The organism is Mesoflavibacter profundi (assembly GCF_014764305.1).
GTDB lineage: Bacteria > Bacteroidota > Bacteroidia > Flavobacteriales > Flavobacteriaceae > Mesoflavibacter > Mesoflavibacter profundi.
The window spans coordinates 309,965-332,835 of record NZ_CP061703.1 but is presented as its reverse complement, the minus strand read 5'-3'; the positions used below and the strand labels follow the sequence as shown (position 1 = coordinate 332,835).

General features: G+C 30.2%; 18 protein-coding genes. 14 read left to right on the top strand and 4 right to left on the bottom strand.

Annotation, left to right across the window (positions count from 1 at the left end):
- Window positions 1-3: 3 nt before the first annotated feature.
- Both IFB02_RS01510 and IFB02_RS01505 read right to left on the bottom strand, forming a co-directional pair.
- Window positions 4-687, bottom strand: a complete 684-nt coding sequence (locus tag IFB02_RS01510; protein ID WP_106688281.1) for a cell division ATP-binding protein FtsE — start codon at window positions 685-687, stop codon at window positions 4-6.
- 7 nt (window positions 688-694) lie between these two features.
- Complete coding sequence (locus IFB02_RS01505; protein ID WP_106688282.1) at window positions 695-2,029, bottom strand: glycosyltransferase family 39 protein; 1,335 nt, start codon at window positions 2,027-2,029, stop codon at window positions 695-697.
- A 165-nt stretch (window positions 2,030-2,194) separates the two neighbouring features.
- On the opposite strand from IFB02_RS01505, the gene IFB02_RS01500 reads away from it, so the two are divergent.
- From IFB02_RS01500 to IFB02_RS01485, 4 genes are all read left to right on the top strand, one after another.
- A complete protein-coding gene (locus IFB02_RS01500) occupies window positions 2,195-5,215 on the top strand; it encodes a tetratricopeptide repeat protein (protein ID WP_106688283.1) in 3,021 nt (1,006 codons plus the stop codon).
- A gap of 30 nt (window positions 5,216-5,245) precedes the next feature.
- Complete coding sequence (locus IFB02_RS01495) at window positions 5,246-6,976, top strand: TonB-dependent receptor (RefSeq protein ID WP_106688284.1); 1,731 nt, start codon at window positions 5,246-5,248, stop codon at window positions 6,974-6,976.
- 81 nt (window positions 6,977-7,057) lie between these two features.
- Entirely contained in the window at window positions 7,058-9,691 is a 2,634-nt protein-coding gene (locus tag IFB02_RS01490; protein WP_191072949.1) for a DUF7619 domain-containing protein, read from the top strand.
- A gap of 96 nt (window positions 9,692-9,787) precedes the next feature.
- Window positions 9,788-10,315, top strand: coding sequence for a DUF2059 domain-containing protein (locus tag IFB02_RS01485; RefSeq protein WP_106688286.1), 528 nt, complete (start codon window positions 9,788-9,790; stop codon window positions 10,313-10,315).
- Here IFB02_RS01485 and IFB02_RS01480 read toward each other — a convergent pair.
- Complete coding sequence (locus tag IFB02_RS01480; protein ID WP_106688316.1) at window positions 10,312-11,010, bottom strand: class I SAM-dependent methyltransferase; 699 nt, start codon at window positions 11,008-11,010, stop codon at window positions 10,312-10,314. The genes IFB02_RS01485 and IFB02_RS01480 overlap by 4 nt on opposite strands.
- 141 nt (window positions 11,011-11,151) lie before the next feature.
- On the opposite strand from IFB02_RS01480, the gene IFB02_RS01475 reads away from it, so the two are divergent.
- From IFB02_RS01475 to IFB02_RS01460, 4 genes are all read left to right on the top strand, one after another.
- A complete protein-coding gene (locus IFB02_RS01475) occupies window positions 11,152-11,646 on the top strand; it encodes a YkgJ family cysteine cluster protein (protein WP_106688287.1) in 495 nt (164 codons plus the stop codon).
- A 44-nt stretch (window positions 11,647-11,690) separates the two neighbouring features.
- A complete protein-coding gene (locus IFB02_RS01470) occupies window positions 11,691-12,581 on the top strand; it encodes a hypothetical protein (RefSeq protein WP_106688288.1) in 891 nt (296 codons plus the stop codon).
- A 15-nt stretch (window positions 12,582-12,596) separates the two neighbouring features.
- Window positions 12,597-13,424: a sterol desaturase family protein gene (locus IFB02_RS01465; protein WP_106688289.1), complete on the top strand. Its 828-nt coding sequence runs from the start codon at window positions 12,597-12,599 to the stop codon at window positions 13,422-13,424.
- A gap of 262 nt (window positions 13,425-13,686) precedes the next feature.
- Complete coding sequence (locus IFB02_RS01460) at window positions 13,687-14,718, top strand: cell envelope integrity protein TolA (protein ID WP_106688290.1); 1,032 nt, start codon at window positions 13,687-13,689, stop codon at window positions 14,716-14,718.
- A gap of 3 nt (window positions 14,719-14,721) precedes the next feature.
- Here IFB02_RS01460 and IFB02_RS01455 read toward each other — a convergent pair whose 3' ends face one another.
- Window positions 14,722-16,014 carry an exo-beta-N-acetylmuramidase NamZ family protein gene (locus IFB02_RS01455; RefSeq protein WP_223878863.1) on the bottom strand — a complete coding sequence of 431 codons (1,293 nt, stop codon included), beginning with the start codon at window positions 16,012-16,014 and terminating at the stop codon, window positions 14,722-14,724.
- Window position 16,015: 1 nt separating this feature from the next.
- Here IFB02_RS01455 and IFB02_RS01450 point away from each other — a divergent pair, with 1 nt between their 5' ends.
- The 6 genes from IFB02_RS01450 (at window position 16,016) to IFB02_RS01425 (ending at window position 22,866) form a co-directional block, all read left to right on the top strand.
- A complete protein-coding gene (locus IFB02_RS01450; RefSeq protein WP_106688292.1) occupies window positions 16,016-17,254 on the top strand; it encodes an ABC transporter permease in 1,239 nt (412 codons plus the stop codon).
- A gap of 199 nt (window positions 17,255-17,453) precedes the next feature.
- Entirely contained in the window at window positions 17,454-18,434 is a 981-nt protein-coding gene (locus IFB02_RS01445) for a PLP-dependent cysteine synthase family protein (RefSeq protein ID WP_106688293.1), read from the top strand.
- A 128-nt stretch (window positions 18,435-18,562) separates the two neighbouring features.
- Window positions 18,563-19,834, top strand: a complete 1,272-nt coding sequence (locus tag IFB02_RS01440) for a DUF2851 family protein (protein ID WP_106688294.1) — start codon at window positions 18,563-18,565, stop codon at window positions 19,832-19,834.
- Window positions 19,835-19,889: 55 nt separating this feature from the next.
- Complete coding sequence (locus IFB02_RS01435) at window positions 19,890-20,117, top strand: PspC domain-containing protein (RefSeq protein WP_106688295.1); 228 nt, start codon at window positions 19,890-19,892, stop codon at window positions 20,115-20,117.
- Between the two features lie 3 nt (window positions 20,118-20,120).
- Window positions 20,121-21,146 carry a potassium channel family protein gene (locus IFB02_RS01430; RefSeq protein ID WP_106688296.1) on the top strand — a complete coding sequence of 342 codons (1,026 nt, stop codon included), beginning with the start codon at window positions 20,121-20,123 and terminating at the stop codon, window positions 21,144-21,146.
- Window positions 21,147-21,249: 103 nt separating this feature from the next.
- Window positions 21,250-22,866 (top strand): alanine/glycine:cation symporter family protein, encoded by a 1,617-nt coding sequence (locus tag IFB02_RS01425; protein ID WP_106688297.1) that lies wholly within the window; start codon window positions 21,250-21,252, stop codon window positions 22,864-22,866.
- The last annotated feature ends 5 nt before the right edge of the window (window positions 22,867-22,871 follow it).

Sequence of the window (22,871 nt, the reverse complement as noted above, 5' to 3'; positions counted from 1 at the left end):
AAATTAACTTTTACGTTGCACGACTTCAAATATTTTGTTGTCGTCGCATTTTAGAGTTTTACTTGGGTATTTTAAAAGTAATGCATAATCATGAGTTGCCATTAAAATAGTATTGCCATTTTTGTTAATGTCTTGCAGTACTTCCATGACTTCAATACTAGTTTGCGGATCAAGATTTCCTGTTGGTTCATCTGCAAGGATTAATTCTGGTTCGTTTAATAATGCTCTTGCAATAGCTATACGTTGTTGCTCGCCACCAGATAATTCATGCGGAAATTTAAAACCTTTAGTTTTCATACCAACTTTATCTAAAACATGCTCAATGCGTTCTTTCATTTTAGCTTTGTCTTTCCAGCCAGTTGCTTTTAAAACAAAAAGTAAATTGTCGTTTATTGTTCTGTCTGTTAGTAGTTTAAAATCTTGAAAAACAATACCTAATTTTCTTCTTAAAAAAGGAATTTCTTTTTCTTTTAAAGTACTTAAATTAAAATCTACAATATGTCCTTGTCCTTGTTGTAGTTTTAAATCACCGTAAAGGGTTTTCATAAAACTACTTTTTCCAGATCCTGTTTTTCCTATAAGATAAACAAAGTCACCTTTGTTAACTTCTAAATTTACATTAGATAATACTAAGTTATCACCTTGAAAAATACTAGCGTCTTTAAGTTCTAAAACGGTGTTAGACATATATAATTTATGTTTTAATTTTTTTTAAACGGTTATTTAAATTAAGCATTACAAAGTAAACAATTAATGCGAAATAAGGATAGCAGAAACGACTATTGTTTCCAAAAGCTACTAATGCTTGTGCTAGTGATGCAGATAGCACGATGCAAATAATAAATAGGTTAACGTCGTAATTTGTACATTTATTTTTAAAAAAGTGATAGATTTTTTTAAAACTAAATATTATAAAAAACACATTTATAATTAGTAGTAAATACCTTTGTAAGTAAAGCCAAGTTGCTATTATTCCTAATCTAAAATAGCTATTTTTTACTTTGTTGTTATTCCAATAAAAGCTGCTTTTGTTGCCCCAAAAAAGTAACCAAGATATGCCAACTTGCTTAAGGTATAATTCTGGATGTTTTTTAAATAAATCTTTAGAGATTAAGGATAATCTATGTGATAACTCTACTTCTGTTAATTTGGTTTTGTGTAGTAATTCTTGATGCGCAAACCAAACACTCATTGCAATTCGGTCTGGATTGTATTGTTTTAAAGAGTCTCTATGTTTAACTAAAATAGTTTTGATTAAAGTATCATTGGTGACAGCTTTTTCAAAAAAAGGAGTAGCAGTTTGCGCTAGATTAATTCCAAAATATTGTGTGTTAGTAAAGTGACCAATGGTTTTAAGATTGTAATTATTCCATAATATGTATGATAGTAAAGGAACACTTAAAGTTATTAGGCTTTTTATAAGACTGTTTTTTAAGTTGGTTTTAAATTGTTTTACTATAAAAAATAGTGCGAATCCTATTGGTATGTAAATAAAAAAAGGTCTAATCATATAAAGCCAACCAAACATAAAGCTTAATAAAATGTAATGTTTAATACTAGCTTGAAGGTTAAATAAATTGGACTTAATAATATGCCAAATAGTTAATAATAAAACAAAAGCCGAAATATTTTCAGTAAGCACAGCAAAATCAAATAAGACAACATTAACAAAAGACGTGTAAATAATTGCAGTCCAAAAAGCAAGATTAGTTGTTTTGGTTATGTGTCGTGTAATATTAAATAATAATACTGTAGTTAAAACACCAAGAATGATTTGAAAACCAATTAACACAGTTAAATTACCACCAAACAGACTAATAAATATTGGAAAACCAGGTGTACGTTTTCCGTCATAATTACTCCAATCAAAATTTGTTATTGTATCTGCTAAAGCTAAATAATCATAACTATCTGGAGTAAGAGTAATAGCGCCATAAAAACAAACAAAAATTAATCTTATAGCAATAGCATAAACTAATAAAAGCGCCATTGGTTTTTGATGTATTAATGCTTTAATTTTATTAATCATAATTATAAAATACAAATACTCTATTTGTTATTATGGTTGGTAAATATAGTGTTTATAAACTTCAAAAAAATTACATTTAATAACTACGTTTATAATTATTAGTTAAATCTAACGTTAAGCAATTAGATTAATTTATCTTTGATTTACAATTTAAAAAACGTGTCAATGTTAGTAAAAAAACAGCTCACCTTTTTAGTGGTTTTTCTATTTTCGGTAATGATGATGGCGCAACAAACAGCCATTTATACAAGTCCTTTAACCGATTATCAAAAAGCACTTCAACTATTTAATAATCAGCAATATTTAGCAGCGCAAACCTTGTTTAGTCAGGTTAAAAAGCAAACCGATAATCCAAATATTGAAAGTGATTGTGCTTTCTATATTGCTAATTCAGCAATTAGATTAAACCAGCAAGGCGCAGATACGATGATGGAAAATTTTGTTGAAAATTATCCAACAAGCACTAAAAAGAATACAGCATTTTTAGATGTAGCCGATTATTATTTTGAAAACGGAAAATACGCTTACGCTCAAAAATGGTACGAAAAAGTAGACGAAGCGTCTATGAGTAGAGCAGACCGAGAAAAATTCAATTTTAATAATGGTTACGCTTCATTTGTAACCAAAAATTATAACGATGCTAAAAAGTATTTAACGCGTGTAGAGACGTCACAAAAATATGGTTCTCAAGCAAAATACTATCTTGGTTTCATGTCTTATCAAGGTGATGATTATGATAGCGCCAACAAGTATTTTGATCAAGTTAGTGATGACGAAAAGTACAAAGAAAAGCTAAGCTATTATCAAGCCGATTTAAATTTTAAACTAGGTAAGTTTGAAAAAGCGATAGAATTAGCTAAAGAAAAACTGCCAACTAGTGATAGAAATGAAATTTCTGAACTTAATAAAATTATAGGCGAAAGCTATTTCAACTTAGAAAAATACAGCGAAGCTATTCCGTATTTAAAAGAATACCAAGGTAGAAAAGGTAAGTGGAGCAATACCGATTATTACCAATTAGGTTACGCATATTACAAGCAAAAAGATTACGACAGTGCGATTTCAGAATTTAATAAAATTGTAAGCGCAAATAATAGCGTTGCCCAAAATGCTTACTATCATTTAGGTGAAAGTTACGTGCATGTTGGTAAAAAGCAAGAAGCATTAAACGCTTTTAGAAATGCATCTCAAATGGATTACGATTTAAAAATTCAGGAAGATGCTTGGTTAAATTATGCTAAAATTAGTTACGAGATTGGTAACGCTTACCAATCGGTACCACAAGTTTTGACAGGTTATTTAGAAAAATATCCTGATACGCAATATAAAGATGAAGTAGAAACACTTTTAATAGACTCTTACATTACGTCTAAAAATTACAAAGAAGCGTTAGAACTATTAAAAAACAAAAAGAGTTTTGAGAGTAAAGTAGCATATCAAAAAGTAGCATTTTATCGTGGTTTAGAATTGTATAATGAAGGAAATTACCAAGACGCAAAAGACCTTTTTGAAAAATCATTAAGCGAGCAACAAGACCAAACGTTTACAGCGCGAGCAACATTTTGGAACGCCGAAACCGATTATAATTTAAGTGATTACAACGAAGCTTTAATTGGTTTTAAACAGTTTGAACAACAAACTGAAGCATCTTCAACTGCAGAATACACTAACTTAGATTACAACATTGCTTATACCTATTTTAAGCAAAAAAAATATAGTGAAGCGACGCAGTATTTCAACAGTTTTATCTCAAAACACAAAGAAGATAAAGTAAGATTGAATGATGCTTACTTGCGTTTAGCCGATGGTTATTTTGTGTCAAGTCGTTATACAGATGCTATTTCGGCTTACGAAAAAGCAATTGCTGTTGGACAATTAGAAAACGATTATGCGTTCTTTCAAAAAGCGATGAGTTATGGTTACATAAGCCAAGATGCTAAAAAAAGAAGTGAGTTAGAGCAATTTATTTCAACCTATAAAAATTCTAAATTACGTGATGATGCGATGTACGCTTTAGGAGATTCTTATGTAAAATCTGGTGACGATGCTAAAGCAATTCAAACCTTTGATCGCTTAATTTCAGAGTACAAAACAAGTCCGTTTAACAGCAAAGCACAATTGCGTCAAGGATTAGTGTTTTACAATAAAAATGATAACCAACGCGCATTGACTAAGTTAAAAGCTGTGGCAGAGAATTATCCTAATTCGGCAGAAGCCAATCAAGCGGTTTCTACAGCACGTTTAATCTACATAGATTTAGGTCAGGTAGATGCTTATGCAGCTTGGGTAAATACTTTGGATTATGTAGAAGTTACAAATGCCGATTTAGATAATGACACTTACGAAGCTGCTGAAAAACAGTTTTTAGACAACAATACCAATGCAGCGATTAAGCAGTTTAATAACTATTTAAACCAATTTCCTAATGGATTACATGCCAATTCAGCACATTTTTATTTGGCGCAAATGTATTTTAAAAAGGACTTGCCAGATAATGCAAAACCACATTTTGAATATGTTGTTAATCAATCGCAAAGCGAATTTACAGAAGAAGCTTTGCTGCGTTTATCACAAATTCAGTTAAACCAAAAAGATTGGAATGCAGCAATACCAACGTTAAAACGTTTGGAAGCCGAATCTAATTTTCCGCAAAACTCTCTGTTTGCACAGTCTAATTTAATGCAAGCCAATTATCAATTAGAGCAATATAGTCAAGCAGTCGCTTACGCGGAAAAAGTACTTGCTAACACCAATTTAGATAACAAAATTAAAAGTGATGCTTACGTCATTATTGCACGTTCTGCAATCAAAACAAATGATGAAGCTAAAGCTAAAACAGCATATCAAAACGTTGAAGCAACTGCAACAGGAGAAACTGCTGCAGAAGCTTTGTACTATAGCGCTTATTTTAAAAACAAAGAAGGCGATTATGAAGCGTCTAACGCAGTAGCACAGCGATTAGCTAAAGATTATTCGGGTTACAAATATTACGGAGCAAAAGGTTTAATCGTTATGGCAAAGAATTTTTACGCTTTAGGCGATGCGTTTCAAGCGACTTACATTTTAGAAAGTGTGATTAAAAACTTCAGCAACTTTGAAGATGTAAAAATGGAAGCCGAAACCGAATTAGCAACTATAAAAGCAGAAGAAGCTAAAACAAATTCTTCTGTAATTACCGAAGATTAAGATACAATCATAATTCAATAAAACTAAATTATGTTTAATAACAAAAAGCAAATCATATTACTGTTTTTATCACTGATAACAACCGTAATGTTATTTTCTCAAGAAAGAGATCAAGACACTATAAATACAGACGTTATAGATGTAATAAAGCCATATACGCCAACTGTTTCGGATGCATTTAAAGTCAAAGAAACGCCAACGTTAGATGATGCCGAAACTGGTGCGAAAAAAGAAGTGCAATACAATATTTTTTCGTTTCCTGTAGCGTCAACATTTACACCTGCAAAAGGTAAAGCAGCAGTTGTTGATAAAGCAAAAAAAGTGAAATTATACGATAACTATGCTAGTTTAGGTGTTGGGACTTATACAACTATTCTTGGCGAAGTATTTTTAAATCATGCAATTGGACGTGATCAATCTTTAAGCGCTCATATTGCACATCAATCGTCTCAAGGCGATGTAGAAGATGTGTTGACAGAAAGTGGTTTTTCAGATTCTAAATTAAATTTAAGTTATACCAATCGTGGTCGTGATTTTACTTGGACGGCTTTAGGTGGATTTAATTACCAAACTTACAATTGGTATGGTTTACAACAACCAACTTTTGATCAAACAACTGCAGATGGATTGGACGTTGGTCATTCTTTTTACACTGCGCATGTTGGTGGCGATATTAATTTTGAAGATGCAATTGTTAATGATGGAAGTGTGTTGTTTAGACGATTTGGAGACGATTACAGTTCTGGAGAAAATAGATTTAAAGCCGATGTAAACGGTACATTTACTATTCAAGATTTAGATATAAACACAGGTGTTTTTGTAGATTATTTAAGCGGAAGTTTTGATCGCGATTACTACTCGCCAACCGAATTAAACTATGGTAATTTTCAAGTTGGTGTCAATCCAAAATTACAACTTAAGCAAGACGATTTAACGGTAGATTTAGGTTTAAAAGCAGTTTATTTTAATAATACAGAAGCTAGTGATAGTAAGTTTTTTATCTATCCAGATATTGCAGCAAGTTATAAATTAGTAGACGAAATTTTAATCGTTTTTGCAGGAGTAAAAGGAGGATTAATACAAAATAACTATCATGATTTTGCACAAGAAAATCCGTTTGTGTCACCAAATTTATTTATTGTTCCTACAGATCAGCAATACAATGCATTTGGAGGATTAAGAGGAAAATTATCTAGCAATACAAGTTATACGATTAGCGGAAGATACCAAGCTGAAAAAAATAAAGCTTTATTTGTAAATAATGATGTGTTGGCAACAGACCAACCATATACTTACGGAAATTCTTTTGGTGTAACTTATGATAATGTAAACACGTTTAGCGTTGCAGGTGAAGTAAATGTAGACGTAAATAGAAACTTTACCTTAGGTTTAAAAGCCGAGTATTTTACTTACGATGTTAATAGTGAAGAAGAAGCTTGGAATTTACCAGATATTGAAGCGTCTTTATTTTTAGATTACCAAATAGACGATCATTGGTTTGCAGGTGCTAATTTATTTTATGTAGGAGAACGTAAAGATAGAGCGTATCTAACAACATTTCCTTTAATTTCATATCAAGCAATTACATTGGATAGTTATATAGATGCTAATGCACATGTTGGTTATCACGTAACAGATCGATGGTCAGTTTTTGCCAAAGCAAATAATATCGCATCCCAAAATTATAATAAGTGGCAAAATACACCAGTTCAAGGTATACAGTTTTTAGCTGGTGCTACTTACAAGTTTGATTTTGATTAGAAAACATTATTGATTATTTATTCATTAAAAAGCTTTGTTTCCAAAGCTTTTTTTATTTTAGCTACTAAATCGCATATCAATATGAAAAAAATCTACTTGTCCTTTTTGTTAATTCTTAATATATACACAATACAAGCCCAAATAGTTAATATTCCAGATGCAAATTTTAAGAATGCTTTACTTAATAATTATCCTGTTATAGATACTAACGGTGACGGAGAAATACAAACCTATGAGGCTGAGGTAATAAACTATTTGAATGTAGAAAATAAAAACATCTCTGATTTATCAGGAATAGAGGCTTTTATTAATCTAACTAATTTACAAGTCAGATCAAACAATTTAGTAAATTTAGATGTTAGTAATAATATGCAATTATTTAATTTAGATTGTTCATATAATCAAATTACAAATCTCACTTTAGGTAATAATCTTAACTTAAAAAAAATATTTTGTAATAACAATATGTTATCTTCAATAGACTTGACATCTGTTATAAATCTAGAAGAATTAACGATTTATGCAAATAGTTTAACAAGTTTAAATGTTAGTAATAATTCAAATCTAAAGGATCTTACTGCATATGGGAATTCTTTAAATAGTATAAATTTAAATGGAGCTTCAGCTATCGAGTATCTTAGTGTTTCAGATAATCAATTGTCTTCTCTAGATTTAAGTTCAAATGTAAATTTGATAGAAATGAATTGTAATTTTAATTTATTGACAGCAATTAATTTTGGTAATTTAAGCCAGCTTACATATTTAAATGTTAGCAATAATTTATTGCAAAATTTAAATATTAATAATTTGATAGTTCTTGAAGATTTATATGCTACAAATAATCAATTGAATTTTTTAGATGTGAGTGGTAATAATTTTCTAGATAGGTTATTTTTAAATTATAATTCTTTTTCAGATATTAACTCAATTATTAATAATACAAATTCTATCACACTCTTAAATGTTTCTGATAATCAGATAGTAAGCTTAGATGTGACAGGCAATTCTTCTATTACTAAGCTTTATTTAAATAATAATTTATTGAACGACTTTACTAGTAATAATACTGTAGAATGGTTAGAGTTAAAGAATAATCAATTTGTTTCCTTAGATTTAAGTGAAAATAATGAAAGTTTAAGTAGAATAGTTTTAAGTGATAATTCAAACCTTAGTTATATAAATCTTAAAAATAGTTTCAATAATAATTTTTTCTATATTGATTCTTACAATACCTATCAAAACTTATCTAATTTAGAAGCTGTCTGTTTGGATGATATTAATAGTAGTCTTGCTGGATGGATTCAACAACAAAATTCTCAATCTATAATTTTTACAGAGTATTGTTCATTTACTCCTGGAGGTGACTATTATGAAGTTCAAGGACAAGTTAGTATCGATTTGGATAATAATGGTTGTGATGTTGGAGATGAGATTTATCCTAATTTAAATATTCAAATAGATAATGGTTCAGAAGTAGATTCGTTTTACAGTTCTGATTCAGGAATATATTATATGCCTATACAATCAGGTAACTATACTATAACACCTCAATTAGAAAACCCTGTTTATTTTTCAGTAAATCCAATATCCAATATTGTAAACTTTCCTTCAGATGTAAGCCCTTCTAGCCAAGATTACTGTATTACACCAAATGGTAATTATAATGATTTAGAAGTTGTTATAGTTCCATTAGAGGCAGCAAGACCTGGTTTTGATACTGATTATAAAATTGTATTTAAAAATAAAGGTACAACAACTTTATCAGGGATATTAAATTTAACTTATGATGATAATCATATGGATTTAGTGACAGTTAATCCTATTGCAGATAGCCAGTCTACTGGTGTTTTGTCGTTTAATTATAATTTGTTACTTCCTTTTGAAACAAGAGAGATTACCTTTACAATGAACCTAAATACCCCAACAGACGTTAGTTATCCTTTGTTAGGTGATGATGTTTTAAACTTTTTAGCAACTATAACTCCAGTAGATTCAGATGAAACACCACTGGACAATACATTTGCTTTAGATCAAATAGTAGTGAATTCTTATGATCCAAATGACAAAACTTGTTTAGAAGGAGAAACAATTGATATTAGTAGAGTAGGAGAATTTATTCATTACTTAATAAGATTTGAAAATACAGGTACAGCAAATGCTGTTAATATTGTTGTTAAAGATGTTATAGATGCCTCAAAATATGATATTTCATCATTAGTACCTTTAGATGCTAGTCATAATTTTTATACAAGAATAAGAAATGGTAATGAAGTTGAATTTATTTTTGAAAATATACAGTTACCATATGACGATGCTAACAATGATGGTCATGTATTGTTTAAAATAAAAACTGAATCAAGTTTGGTTGTAGGTGATACTTTCACTAATCAAGCAGAAATATACTTTGATTTTAATGCCCCAATTGTAACTAATAATGAAATAACAACTGTTGTTGAAGATAATTTAAGTGTACAAAGCTATGATTTAATTAATAAAGTTAAGGTGTTTCCTAATCCAACAAATAACAATATCTTTATAGAAGCTATTAAAGGAGTCGAAATTTATACTATAGAAGTGATAGATATTTCAGGAAAAGAATTATTGAGGCTTAAAAATGTAAATAATTGTAATTTATTGGGATTAACCTCAGGTATTTATTTCTTAAAAATTCAAACCAATAAAGGAGAGGTTAATAAAAAGATAATAAAGAAATAGTTGCTAAGTTACTAAGAAATCACTTTTTGAATGAGTTATTCAATTTTGAAGTGGCATAATAATTGTTAAATTTATCACATTAACAATCTTTTTAAAATGAAAAAAATATTCACTCTTATTTGCTTTTTGGTAGTAGCAAATACAGGTTTTGCGCAAGTAGATGCCTACAGCGAAGATGTAAAAAAATGTATAAAAAGTAATGGTACCATTGCGTACTATGAAAATGTTGTAGACCAAATGTTTACGATGCTTCAAGATCAATTTAAATCACAAGATGTACCTGCTGAAGTTTGGACAGAAGTAAAAAGTAAAAAAACAGATGCAATGGATGAACTGGCTCAAATGATTGTCTCTGCTTATCGTGCACATTTTACCCATGAAGATGTAAAAAAAATGAATGCTTTATACGCAACTAAAGCTGGTCAAAACATGTTTAAACCAGATGCATTATCAGAAGGTGATAAAGTTGTCTTAAAAGAATTTTATGCTAGCGAAACAGGACAGAAAATAGTTAACTCACAAGATTCTATGAATGCGTCTATGAGTAATATTTCTGAAATGTGGAGCAAAGATTTATACCAAGCTGTAATTTCTAAATTATCAGAGAAAGGTTATAATCTTTAAATAAAAAGCTTAGCTAAATAATCATAATGCTCGCCTTCTGCGAGCATTTTGCATTTTAAACCAACAGCTTTACAAGCAGTGTCTAACAAGTTAAAGTCAAGGTAAAGCCATTTCATTGGTGTTTCTTTTTCACCTTTATAAGAAATGTAATAATCTAATTCGCCATAATAATTCGCGTTCATATCTTGCCAAAATCCACCATCTTCATCTAAGTACATATACTTTATATCACTAGAATCAATTAAGATTTGTCCGTTTTCATTTAAAATAGATTTTAAGTGTAAAAGGTATTTAGATACTTGATTTAAGGTCTGAAAAATGCCAGTACCATTCATAAGTAATAAAATGGTATCAAAGGTTTCGGTTTCGTCTAAAATAGATTTATACTCAATATTTAAAACGCCTCTTTGTTTTGCAACTTCTACTGCGCCTTTAGAGATGTCTATTGCTTTAACTTCAATTCCCTTTTGTTGCAAATACAAACTATGGCTACCTGCGCCACAACCAACATCAAGCGTGTTTCCTTTGGCTAATTTTAATGCTTTTTGCTCTAATTTAGGCATGTCTTTAAAGCTTCTAAAAAGATAAGGAAGCGGTAAATCGTCTTCATCAGATATGTTAGTTGAGGTAATAATGTCTTCGGTATAATTACCGTTATGATAGTCTAGTAAGGCTTTACCAAAAAGGTCTTTCATTTTGTAATGTTCAATTTTAATGTCAATATTCCAACTTCCAACTTCCAACTTCCAACTTCCAACTTCTAACTTCTAACTTCTGCTTTCAATTCATTTCCGCGAAAGCGAAAAAACATAGTTTTAAAATAGTATTTTTGCACAATGCAAGAGTTTATAAATAACCTTCCAAAGCTTGCCAAAGATAAGCATAAGGAAAATAAAAACTTTTTTAAAAAGTTAAAAAAGAAACCACCAAAACAGTTGGATTACATCATGCAAGAGTTGCATGAAGCCGAGTTTGAACGCACAGATTGCTTAGATTGTGCTAATTGTTGCAAAACTACAGGTCCGTTATTTACCAATAAAGATGTAGAGCGTATTGCAAAGCATTTTAAAATGAAACCGCAACAGTTTATAGATACGTATTTGCGCATTGATGAAGATAACGATTACGTCTTACAAAGTGTACCATGTACGTTTTTAGGTGCCGATAATTATTGTTCTATTTATAATGTTAGACCTAAGGCTTGTGCCGAATTTCCGCATACGGATAGAAAAAAGTTTCAGCAAATATCAAATTTAACGATGAAAAATGTAGCTATTTGTCCTGCTGCGTATAATATAGTTGAAGCAATGAAAAAGCGTATTAATCTATAAAGTTTGGTTTGGTTTTTGTGCATTATTGGCGTAAATTCAATCTTATGAAAAAAACTATCTTATCTCTACTTTTAATTCTGTTTGTAACTAGTTTTGCAGTATCGCAACAGTGGTTTACTTCTTTTAAATTTGCAAAACGACTTGCTGTTTTAGAAAATAAAATGATTATTGCAGTTTGGGAAGAATCTGCATTAGACAACATTCCTGTTTTAGTCGAAGCTGATAATAAAAAACTATATCAGTTAACACTTTTTGAAAATGAACAAGTAGATAAGTTAGTTTGGCAATATTTTATTCCAGTTATTTTAAGTGATCAAGATTACATGCAGTTAGCTGGCAAACATTTAAACGGTAAAAGTTTAAAATACAAACAGCGATTTAACGATGATCAAATAAAAATTATGGATCCAAACGGAAATATAATTAATACTAATCAAGATCCTTTCTCTACAGCTAATCTGACTAATTTGATTAGAAATTATGCGCTAAATGTAGGTTACTTGCAACCAGAATTGACAAATTATTTTGAAAATAAGTCGTTTTCTTCAACATTTAGACTTACTGTAAAATATCAAGATATGGCAACGTTTGCTCATCAATCTGTTAAAAAAGATATCTGTGAATTATCTGGATTATATCTTGCAGAAGCTAAGCAAAAATTATCAAAAAGTGATTTTGACAACACACAAGCGTTACAGCAAAAACTTGAACTTTTGCAATTAAACGAATACTTAATTTTAGGAAAAGCTAGAAAAGTATACAAAGCTTTAAAAAAGATAAATCTAGAAGATGTAGATGCAATTAACACGTCTTTATTTGCCTTTTTAAACTATACCTCTTTAACAGCTATAAATAAAGTAGACGAAGCTTTAAAATGGAAAGATCAAGTAAATCAAACAGATTTAAATAAAGTAAAGCATATTGTAAAAAATTAGTAAATTGTTGCTGTTATGGAAACTATTTTAAATTATTTTGAAACTATACCATCTACTCACAGAAGTATTTTACTAATTGGAGGAATTACCTTGTTTTGGGTTTTAGAAGGTATTGTACCGTTAGTCAATTTTAAATATAAAAAATGGCAGCATGCTGTACCTAATTTGTTTTTTACATTAACCACAATTATTATAAATTTTGCATTAGCAGGTTTGTTAGTGTTTACTGCGCTTTGGGTAAAGCAAAATAATTTTGGAATTATTAATTGGTTACCAGAAATGCCTTTATGGTTATATGCCTTACTTGGAGTTTTATTATTAGATTTTTTTGGTGCGTATTTAGCACATTATGTAGAGCATAAGGTAAAACCTTTATGGATGATACATCTAGTACATCATTCGGATCATAATGTAGATACAACAACTGCAAATAGACATCATCCTTTAGAAAGTTTTATAAGATTTGCTTTTACACTTTTTGGTGTTTTTATTGTAGGTACACCAATCGCAATTGTGTTTTTGTACCAATCATTATCATTAGTAGCAACACAATTTACACATGCAAATATTAAAATGTCTAAACGAGTAGATAAAATAATTAGTTATGTGTTAATTTCTCCAGACATGCATAAAATTCATCATCACTACAAGTTACCTTATACAGATTCTAATTACGGTAATATCTTTTCTGTTTGGGACAGGATTTTTGGGACGTATATGTATATGGACAGAGAAGATGTTGTTTACGGTGTAGATACGTTTCCTAACGAAAAAGAAAACGCAAGTTTAAAACATCTATTAAAGCAACCATTTCATAAATATAGAAAACCTACTACGCTATAATTATTGCATTTAATTAATTAAAAACTTCATTTTAATAGTAACAATTAAAGTTTTAGAGTAAAACGCTAAATTATTATTAGTTTTTAGTTTGTTTTAATTTTAATTTATTGATAATCAGATAAATTAGTTGTTAATCGACTATTTTGTGTAGTTTGGCTAATTTCTTCTAAATTTAAAATAGAATACTACTAATACTAGATTTTTCGACTTACATTTGGTTTCCCCTTAGACTGATTTTTAGCTTAATGTTAAAAATATAATAATGAAAAACCTACTAAATAGTATAGTTGTAACCTTAATTTTTGTGCTTTTTAATTCACTTCAAGCTCAAGACCAATATACTATTATTCATAAAAATTTAAATAGTACTGCATCTGGATTACATCACAATTTGAATAAATCTGGAGATACCATAGTAATGACTAGTGATAAGTCTATTTTACGCGTAAGCTTTTTAAGTCATGAGCAAAAAGAAACAGTAATGATAGATTTAGATAATAAAGTAGCAAAAATACCTTTATATCATCTACCAATAGGACGTTATACTATAGCAGTATATAGAGAAGATATGATTATTGCTTATGATATTGTTAGAAAACTTCCAATACAAACTGTAGCTAATGCAACAACAGATCTTGAAGAAAGCATTTGGGACTCAAGTTTAGATGACACCGAAAAAGTTAAAAGAAATTTTAAGCCAAAACATAAAAAGGACAATTCTAGATTAGCAAATACATCTACAGATAAAGAGGCAAATAAGTCTATTTCAGAAAAAAATAATTTATTAGAAAAAGAAAGAGCCTTAGCAAAAGCTAATTGGGAAAAGGCTAGAGAAGAGGAAGAAGCAAACAAAAAAGCATCTAGAAAAGCTTTAGCAAAACAAAAGGAAGAAGCGCGTCAAAAGGCTTTAAAAGAAGTAGAAGCGCAAAGATTAGCTGAAGCGCAAAAAAATGCTTTAAAAAAGGAAGAAGAACGAAAAATAGCCGAAGCTAAACGCAAAGCAATAGAAGCCGCTAAAAAGAGAATTTTAGCAGATATCGCAGAAAAGAAAGAGTTAGAAAAACAAAAGTTTGTATTAGAAAACTCAAAAAAAGAGCAATCTAAAAATACAAGAGACGATAAAGCAGTTGCACAGGTAGATCGATCTAAAGCTGTTACTGTTACACCAGAAGTAAAAGCTAAAGAAGTTAAATATAACTTATCTGTTATAAACGACGATTCTGTTAACAGACAATCTAGAGAAGATTACCGTAAACAAAATTTAAGACCAAACGGTAAGCCTTATGAAGATTAATCTTTAAGGATATAATAAATAAGGTTGACGTCTTACCAAATAATCTTTTAAGCCACTTTGCCAAGTGGCTTTTATTTTGTCTTCACTCCAACCAGCAATAATTTGTTCTTTTAAAGAATTAGTACCAGCTAATTTATCAATAAAATTAGTGTCTAAGAAAAATTGGTCTTTGTGTTTAGAGTTGTTATATGCATTTATAATAAAAGAAAGATCAATACTGTCCAAATACTTGTAAGTTCTTAAATCGTAGCCATAACATAATTTGTTTTCATGTTTAGGGTATTTTGCACCTTCATTAGATTTAGGTGTAAAATTAAAAGACGTTTTTTCAAAATCTGGAGATCCATAAACCTGAAACTGCATATCTGTACCACGACCAGCGCTTACATTGGTGCCTTCAAAAAAGCATAAACTAGGATATAAGTTTATGGCTTTAGCATTAGGTAAATTTGGTGATGGTTTTACAGGTAAATCATAAGTAAGATCTCTACTGTAATGTTTCATTTTAATAACTGTTAAATCACAAGCTATAGACTTGTCTAGCCAACCTTCGCCATTAATCATTTGTGCATATTCACCAATAGTTAAACCATGTACAATTGGTACAGGATGCATTCCAACAAAACTTTTGTATTTAGAAGCTAAAATTGGTCCATCTACATAATGTCCATTAGGATTTGGTCTATCAAGAACAATTAATTTAATGTTATTTTCTGCACAAGCTTCCATAACATAATGTAATGTAGAGATATAGGTATAAAATCTTGCGCCAACATCTTGAATATCAAAAACCATCACATCAATGTTTTCTAATTGCGCATTGGTTGGTTTTTTATTGTTTCCGTAAAGTGAAACTATTGGCAAACCAGTTTTAGTATCAATGCCATCTTTAATATGTTCGCCAGCATCTGCTTTTCCTCTAAAACCATGTTCTGGAGCAAATACTTTTTTAATATCTACATTTAAGTTGGATTTAAGGTAATCAACAAGATGTAACGTAACAGTTTTACTACCCATTGTACTTTGGTCTATAGCAACACGTTGTAGAATATTTATTTGCGATGTTTGGTTGGCAACAACACCAATACCTTTATTTTTTAATAGCGGAAGATATAATTGAGTTTGATTAACGCCCAAAATTAATTCTTCACTATTAGTGGTAATCGTATCGTTTTTAGCAAGAGTTAAATCGCTTTTAGTAGTTGTTAAACTGTTTTTAGATTTATTACCGCAAGAAATAAGTATTAAAACAAATAATAAAACTGTATTTTTACGCCAATTAAAAGAATATTTCATATTGAATCTTGAGTTTTTTATAGCTAAACGTATAATTGATAGCAAAGCGTATAAAAGTAGTATTTCGGCTCCAATTATAAAAATAGGAATTTTAGCCATAATATTAGGTATGATAGTTATGTTAATAGCTATTGCAACTGGTATTGGCTTACAAAAAAAGATTAGAGAAAAAGTAGTAGCTTTTGAAGGTCATACCGTTATTAAAAACTATGATACTAATTATTCTCAAGAAAGTAAGCGACCAATATCTACAAAGCAAGATTTTTATCCCAACTTTACAAGCGTTCCAGAAGTAACACATATACAAGGAACAGCAACAAAATCTGGAATAATAAGATTAGAAAACGATTTTGAATATATTGTATTAAAAGGCGTTGGTAAAGATTACGATTGGCAATATTTTGAATCGTTTTTAGTAGAAGGAAAGCTACCAGATTTTCCTAAAAAAAAATGGAATGATCAAATTTTAATTTCAGAATATTTAGCAAATAGATTACAATTAAAATTAGGTGATAAAATAAACACCTATTTTCTTAAAGAAGATACAACAAAACCGCCAAATATAATAACCTATAACATTGTTGGTATCTATAATTCTGGGTTAAAAGAATTTGATCAGTTATACGTCATAGGCGACATAACGCATATACAACGTTTAAATAAATGGGAAGAAGATCAAGTTGGACGTTTTGAGGTTTTTATAAATGACTTTAATCAGTTAGAAACAGTCGGAGATAAAATTAGAAGCGAAGTACCAACGCTTTTAAATGCAGTTACAGTAAATAACATGCATCCTATAATTTTCGAGTGGATTTCAATATTCGATAAAAATACTTACGCCATAATAGGTATCATGATTTTGGTTGCAGGTATAAATATGATCACAGCCTTATTAGTGTTAATACTAGAACGCACACAAATGATAGGTATATTAAAAGCATTAGGAAGTAGTAATCTAAGTATTAGAAAAATCTTTTTATACAATGCAACCTATTTAATTTTAAAAGGATTATTCTGGGGAAATTTAATAGGAATAAGTATTCTTTTAATCCAAAAATACTTTGGGTTATTTCCATTAGATCCAAAAACATATTACGTATCAACAGTTCCAATTTATATCAATATAGGATATATCATAGCACTTAATTTAGGAACCTTTATCCTATGTTTATTAATGCTAATAATACCATCGGTAATTGTGTCAAAGATTTCACCGGTAAAAGCTATACGTTTCGAGTAAATTTTAGATTTATTGTAGCGTTACCACAAGGGTCGCGCTATCCGTTTCTAGTTTTGGCTCGATGCGCGCCTCGCCAAAAGCTAACCACTACTATCGCTAACGCGGGTAAACACTAATGGTCGTTTTTTTAAATCAACGTAAAGACTATTCGTTTAATTCTAAAACAATTCCGTACTTTTGCACTCGCAAAATGTAACAAATGAACTACGCAAAAAACATATTAGAAACTATAGGTAACACACCATTAGTAAAGATAAATAAGCTAACCGAAACGCTTCCATGTTTAGTCTTATCTAAATACGAAACCTTTAATCCTGGAAACTCGGTAAAGGATCGTATGGCGCTTAAGATGATAGAAGATGCAGAAGCAGATGGACGTTTAAAACCTGGTGGAACCATTATAGAAGGAACTTCTGGAAACACAGGAATGGGATTAGCATTAGCTGCAATTGTAAAAGGTTACAAATGTATTTTTGTGATGGCAGATAAGCAAAGTAAAGAAAAGGTAGACATCTTAAAAGCTGTAGGAGCAGAAGTTGTAGTTTGTCCAACTGCGGTAGAACCAGATGATCCACGTTCTTACTATTCTGTATCTAAACGATTAAGTACCGAGATAGAAAATAGTTGGTACGTTAACCAATATGATAACCCAAGTAATGCAAAAGCACATTACGAAAGCACAGGTCCAGAAATCTGGCAACAAACCGAAGGTAAAGTAACACACTTTGTCGTTGGTGTTGGTACTGGCGGAACCATTTCTGGAGTTGGAAAATATTTAAAAGAACAAAATCCAAACGTTAAAGTTTGGGGAGTAGATACCTACGGAAGTGTGTTTAAAAAATATCATGAAACAGGTGTTTTTGACGAAAACGAAATCTATCCATACGTAACCGAAGGTATTGGTGAAGATATTTTACCAGAAAATGTAGATTTTAGCATCATCGATGGATTTACAAAAGTAACCGATAAAGACGCAGCGGTTTACACACAAAGACTAGCTAAAGAAGAAGGTATGTTTTTAGGGAATAGTGCAGGAGCTGCAATAAAAGGTGTGTTACAATTAAAAGAGCATTTTAAACCAGAAGATGTAGTTGTGGTTTTATTCCATGATCACGGAAGTAGATACGTTGGAAAAATGTTTAATGACGATTGGATGCGCGAAAAAGGTTATATAGAATAATAACATTATTGCGAAAGCAGTAATCTCGATAATAAAAACTCACAGTCTACAGCTGTGAGTTTTTTAGTTATACATGTTATGTATTGAAAATTAATTCAATACTAAAAATTAATTTGTATTTTCAATCCATGCAAGAAGACTTTTTACACTATCTATGGAAATACAAAAAGTTTGAGGCAACCAACCTGCAAACTACAAACGGAGAAGTTGTTTTAATAAAAAATTTCGGATCTCATAATTTAAATTCTGGACCAGATTTTTTTAATGCACAAATACAAATCTCTGATCAGCTTTGGGCAGGAAATGTAGAGCTTCATTTAAAATCAAGTGATTGGTTTATACATAATCACCAAAACGACACAGCTTACGACAATGTGATCTTACATGTGGTATGGCAACATGATACAGATATATTTAGAGAAGATAATACTGTAATACCAACGTTAGAGCTTAAAAATTATGTTCAGTTAAAGGCATTACATAATTATCAAAATTTGATAAATAATAAAGAAAATTGGATTAATTGTCAAAATCAAATAAGTGATATATCTGCATTTGTAAAAGACAATTGGTTAGAGCGTTTGTTCTTTGAACGATTAGAAAATAAAGCTCAATTAATACATTCAATATTACAACAATCCAAAAATAATTGGGAAGCACTATTGTTTAAAATGTTGGCTAAAAACTTTGGGCTTAAAGTTAATGGCGATGCTTTTTTTAGTGTAGCAAATAGTTTTGATTTTTCGATAGTTATGAAGCAACAAAACAGTCTTCAAAACTTAGAAGCTTTGTTTTTAGGTCAAGCAGGTTTATTAGAAAGTGATGTTCAAGATGCTTACTTTTTACAGTTACAGAATGACTACAAGTTTTTGTGTCAAAAGTTTGGTATAAGCAATAACAATGTAATACCAATGCAATTCTTTAGGTTGCGTCCGCCTAATTTTCCGACAATACGTTGGTCGCAATTGGCTAATTTATATGTAGAACACAAAAATTTATTTTCAAAAATAATAGACTGTAAAACTAAAGAAGATATATATGATGTTTTTAAAGTTAAAACTTCAGAATACTGGGATACACATTACACGTTTGGCAAAGCTTCAAAAAAAGTCATTAAAAAAGTTAGTACTTCATTTATACATTTACTTATTATAAATACGATTGTTCCGCTTAAATTTTGCTACGCAAAACAGCAGGGAAAAGATATCGATGAAGAGTTGATACAATTATTGTCACAAGTTTCAGCAGAAAAAAACAGTATAATTGATAAATTTGATTCGTTAAATGTAAAAGCAACTTCGGCATTACAAAGTCAAGCATTACTTCAACTAAAAAATGAATATTGTAGTAAAAACAAATGCTTACAATGCGCTATTGGTAATGTTATTCTAACGACTTAGGATATTCAATTAAAAATTAAATTTAAACTAATGTTAAAATTAATTACCTTGCACTATGCAATTTTTATATAAACCATTACATTATTTTCAAAAAAGAGGCTATCACGTTTGCCAGCGTATAGCAGATCGTTTAGGGATAAGAGCCAAAGTTGTAAGAACTAGTTTTATGTACCTTACATTTGTGACTTTAGGTTTTGGATTTGCATTATATTTATTTTTAGCATTTTGGATGCGTGTAAAAGACTTAATCTACACAAAAAGATCTTCGGTTTTTGATTTGTAAACTATGACCAATCCATTAATTCAACTTTTTAGATCTAAGGTATATACAGCTATAACCCTATTAATTACATTATTAGTTATTGGTGTTTTAGGGTTTAAATTTATGTCCCATTATAGTTGGGTAGATGCGTTGTATATGACTGTAATCACAATAACTACAGTAGGTTTTGGAGAAGTACAACCATTAGATGATGTCTCTAAAATATTCACGATTTTTTTAATACTAACAAGTGTAATTATTGTAGGTTATGCAATAACAGTAATAACAGAATACATCTTAAGTAGAAACAATATTGAAGAACTAAAACAAAAGAAAATGCAGAAAAAAATTGATGCTATGTCCAATCATATAATTATTTGTGGTTATGGACGAAACGGAAAACAAGCTGCAACAAAATTGTTAGCTTACAACAAACCTTTTGTTATTATTGAAAAAAATAAAGAAACTATTGAAAAATTTCAAGATGAAAACACTCATTTTGTATTAGGAAATGCTAACGAAGATGAGGTTTTACATCAAGCAGGTATAGAACGCGCAAGTACATTAATTTCTGCTTTGCCAAACGATGCCGATAATTTATTTGTAGTGTTATCTGCAAGACAAATAAAAAAAGATTTACGCATTATAAGTCGAGCATCTCAAGAAACCTCTTACGAAAAACTAAAACTAGCAGGAGCAAATAATGTTATACTTCCAGATAGAATTGGTGGTGACCACATGGCGTCTTTAGTTGTTGTTCCAGATTTAATAGAATTTATAGATAATCTAGCAATAGTTGGCGAAACCAACATTAATATAGAAGAAATTAGTGTAGAAAAACTTTACGATGCCAATACAACCCAAAGAACCATTAAAGATCTAGATTTAAGACATAAAACAGGTTGTACTGTCATAGGTTACAAAGGACAAAACGGTGAGTATGTTGTTAACCCAGAAGCCGAACAAAAGCTGGCGCCAAATTCAAAAATAATAGTATTAGGAAGGCCAGAACAAATCCATAAATTAAATACAGTTTATAAGTTAGACTAACATTGGTTTTAACACGTATTGTTTTAAAATTCCATCAATTTTTTGCATATTGCTAACTTTAACACAAATTTTAACTAAATTTAACTAACAAATTAAAATAATTATGAAGAAATCTCTTCTTTCAATGTTAGCATTGATATTACCAATAATCTCTTTTGCACAAGATAGTACTGCAGAAAAAATTGACGCTGTATTTAAAAAATATACAGGTTGGTTTGTTGAGGGAATATTTTCTGAAATTCCTTTTACAGATACTATTAAGATTCCATGGGTATTATTGGTTTTAGTTGGAGGAGCATTATTCTTTACAATTTATTTCAAGTTTATAAATATTACTGGTTTTAAAACAGCAATTAAAGTTGTACAAGGTAAATATGAAGATATAGAGAAGCATGGTGTAGATACTTTATACGGTGATCAAACACCAGGTGGAGATGTTTTTGAAACAATTAAAGATGAAGGTGCAGATGGAGAAGTATCTCACTTCCAGGCCTTAACAGCAGCATTATCTGCAACAGTAGGTTTAGGTAATATTGCTGGTGTTGCTGTAGCTCTATCTATTGGTGGACCAGGAGCAACATTTTGGATGATAATCGCAGGATTATTAGGTATGGCTTCTAAGTTTGCAGAATGTACTTTAGGTGTAAAGTATAGAGATGTTGGAGAAGACGGTACTGTATACGGTGGACCAATGTATTATCTAACAAAAGGATTAAAAGAAAAAGGCGCTGGTGGTATTGGTAAAGTATTAGCAGTTTTATTTGCCATATTTGTAGTTGGTGGATCTTTTGGTGGAGGAAATATGTTTCAAGCTAATCAAGCTGCAGCACAATTCACTAAATTATTTGGTTTAACAAGCGATAATGCAGGTATGTATTTTGGGATTATTATGGCTGTATTAGTTGCAGTTGTAATTATTGGTGGAATTAAGCGTATTGCTTCTGTAACAGAAAAAATTGTTCCTTTTATGGCTGGTATTTATGTATTAGCAGCCTTAATTATATTGTTAGCAAACTTTACATTAATTGATGATGCATTTGGAGCTATTTTTAGTGGTGCATTTACACCATTAGCTGGTTTAGGTGGTATCATTGGAGTTATGATCCAAGGTGTGCGTCGTGGAGCATTCTCTAACGAAGCAGGAGTTGGATCTGCTGCTATTGCTCACTCTGCTGTACGTACAAAATATCCTGCTAGTGAAGGTATCGTAGCATTGTTAGAACCATTTGTAGATACTGTTGTAATTTGTACAATGACGGCTTTAGTTATTGTTATTACAAATTTTGATGGTGGATTTATGCAATATGGTGTAGAGATAAAAGAAGGTGTAGAAATTACTGCAACTGCTTTTGATAGTGTAATACCGCATTTTTCAATTGTATTAACTGTAGCTGTAATTTTATTTGCATTTAGTACTATGATTTCTTGGTCATACTATGGTATGCAAGGTTGGGTTTTCTTATTCGGTAAAGGAAAAATAACAGATTTAGTATATAAGATATTATTCTTAATGTTTGTTATCATAGGAGCGTCAATCAGTTTAGGTGCTGTTATAGACTTTTCAGACGCTATGATTTTTGCGATGGTAGTACCTAATATAATTGGTGTTATTATGTTATCTCCAATTATTAAAAAAGAACTTAGTAAATACATGAACGCTATTAATAAAAAAGAAGATGCTTTAGAAGACGGAGCAACAGATTTAGTAGATAAAATGTAAAAATT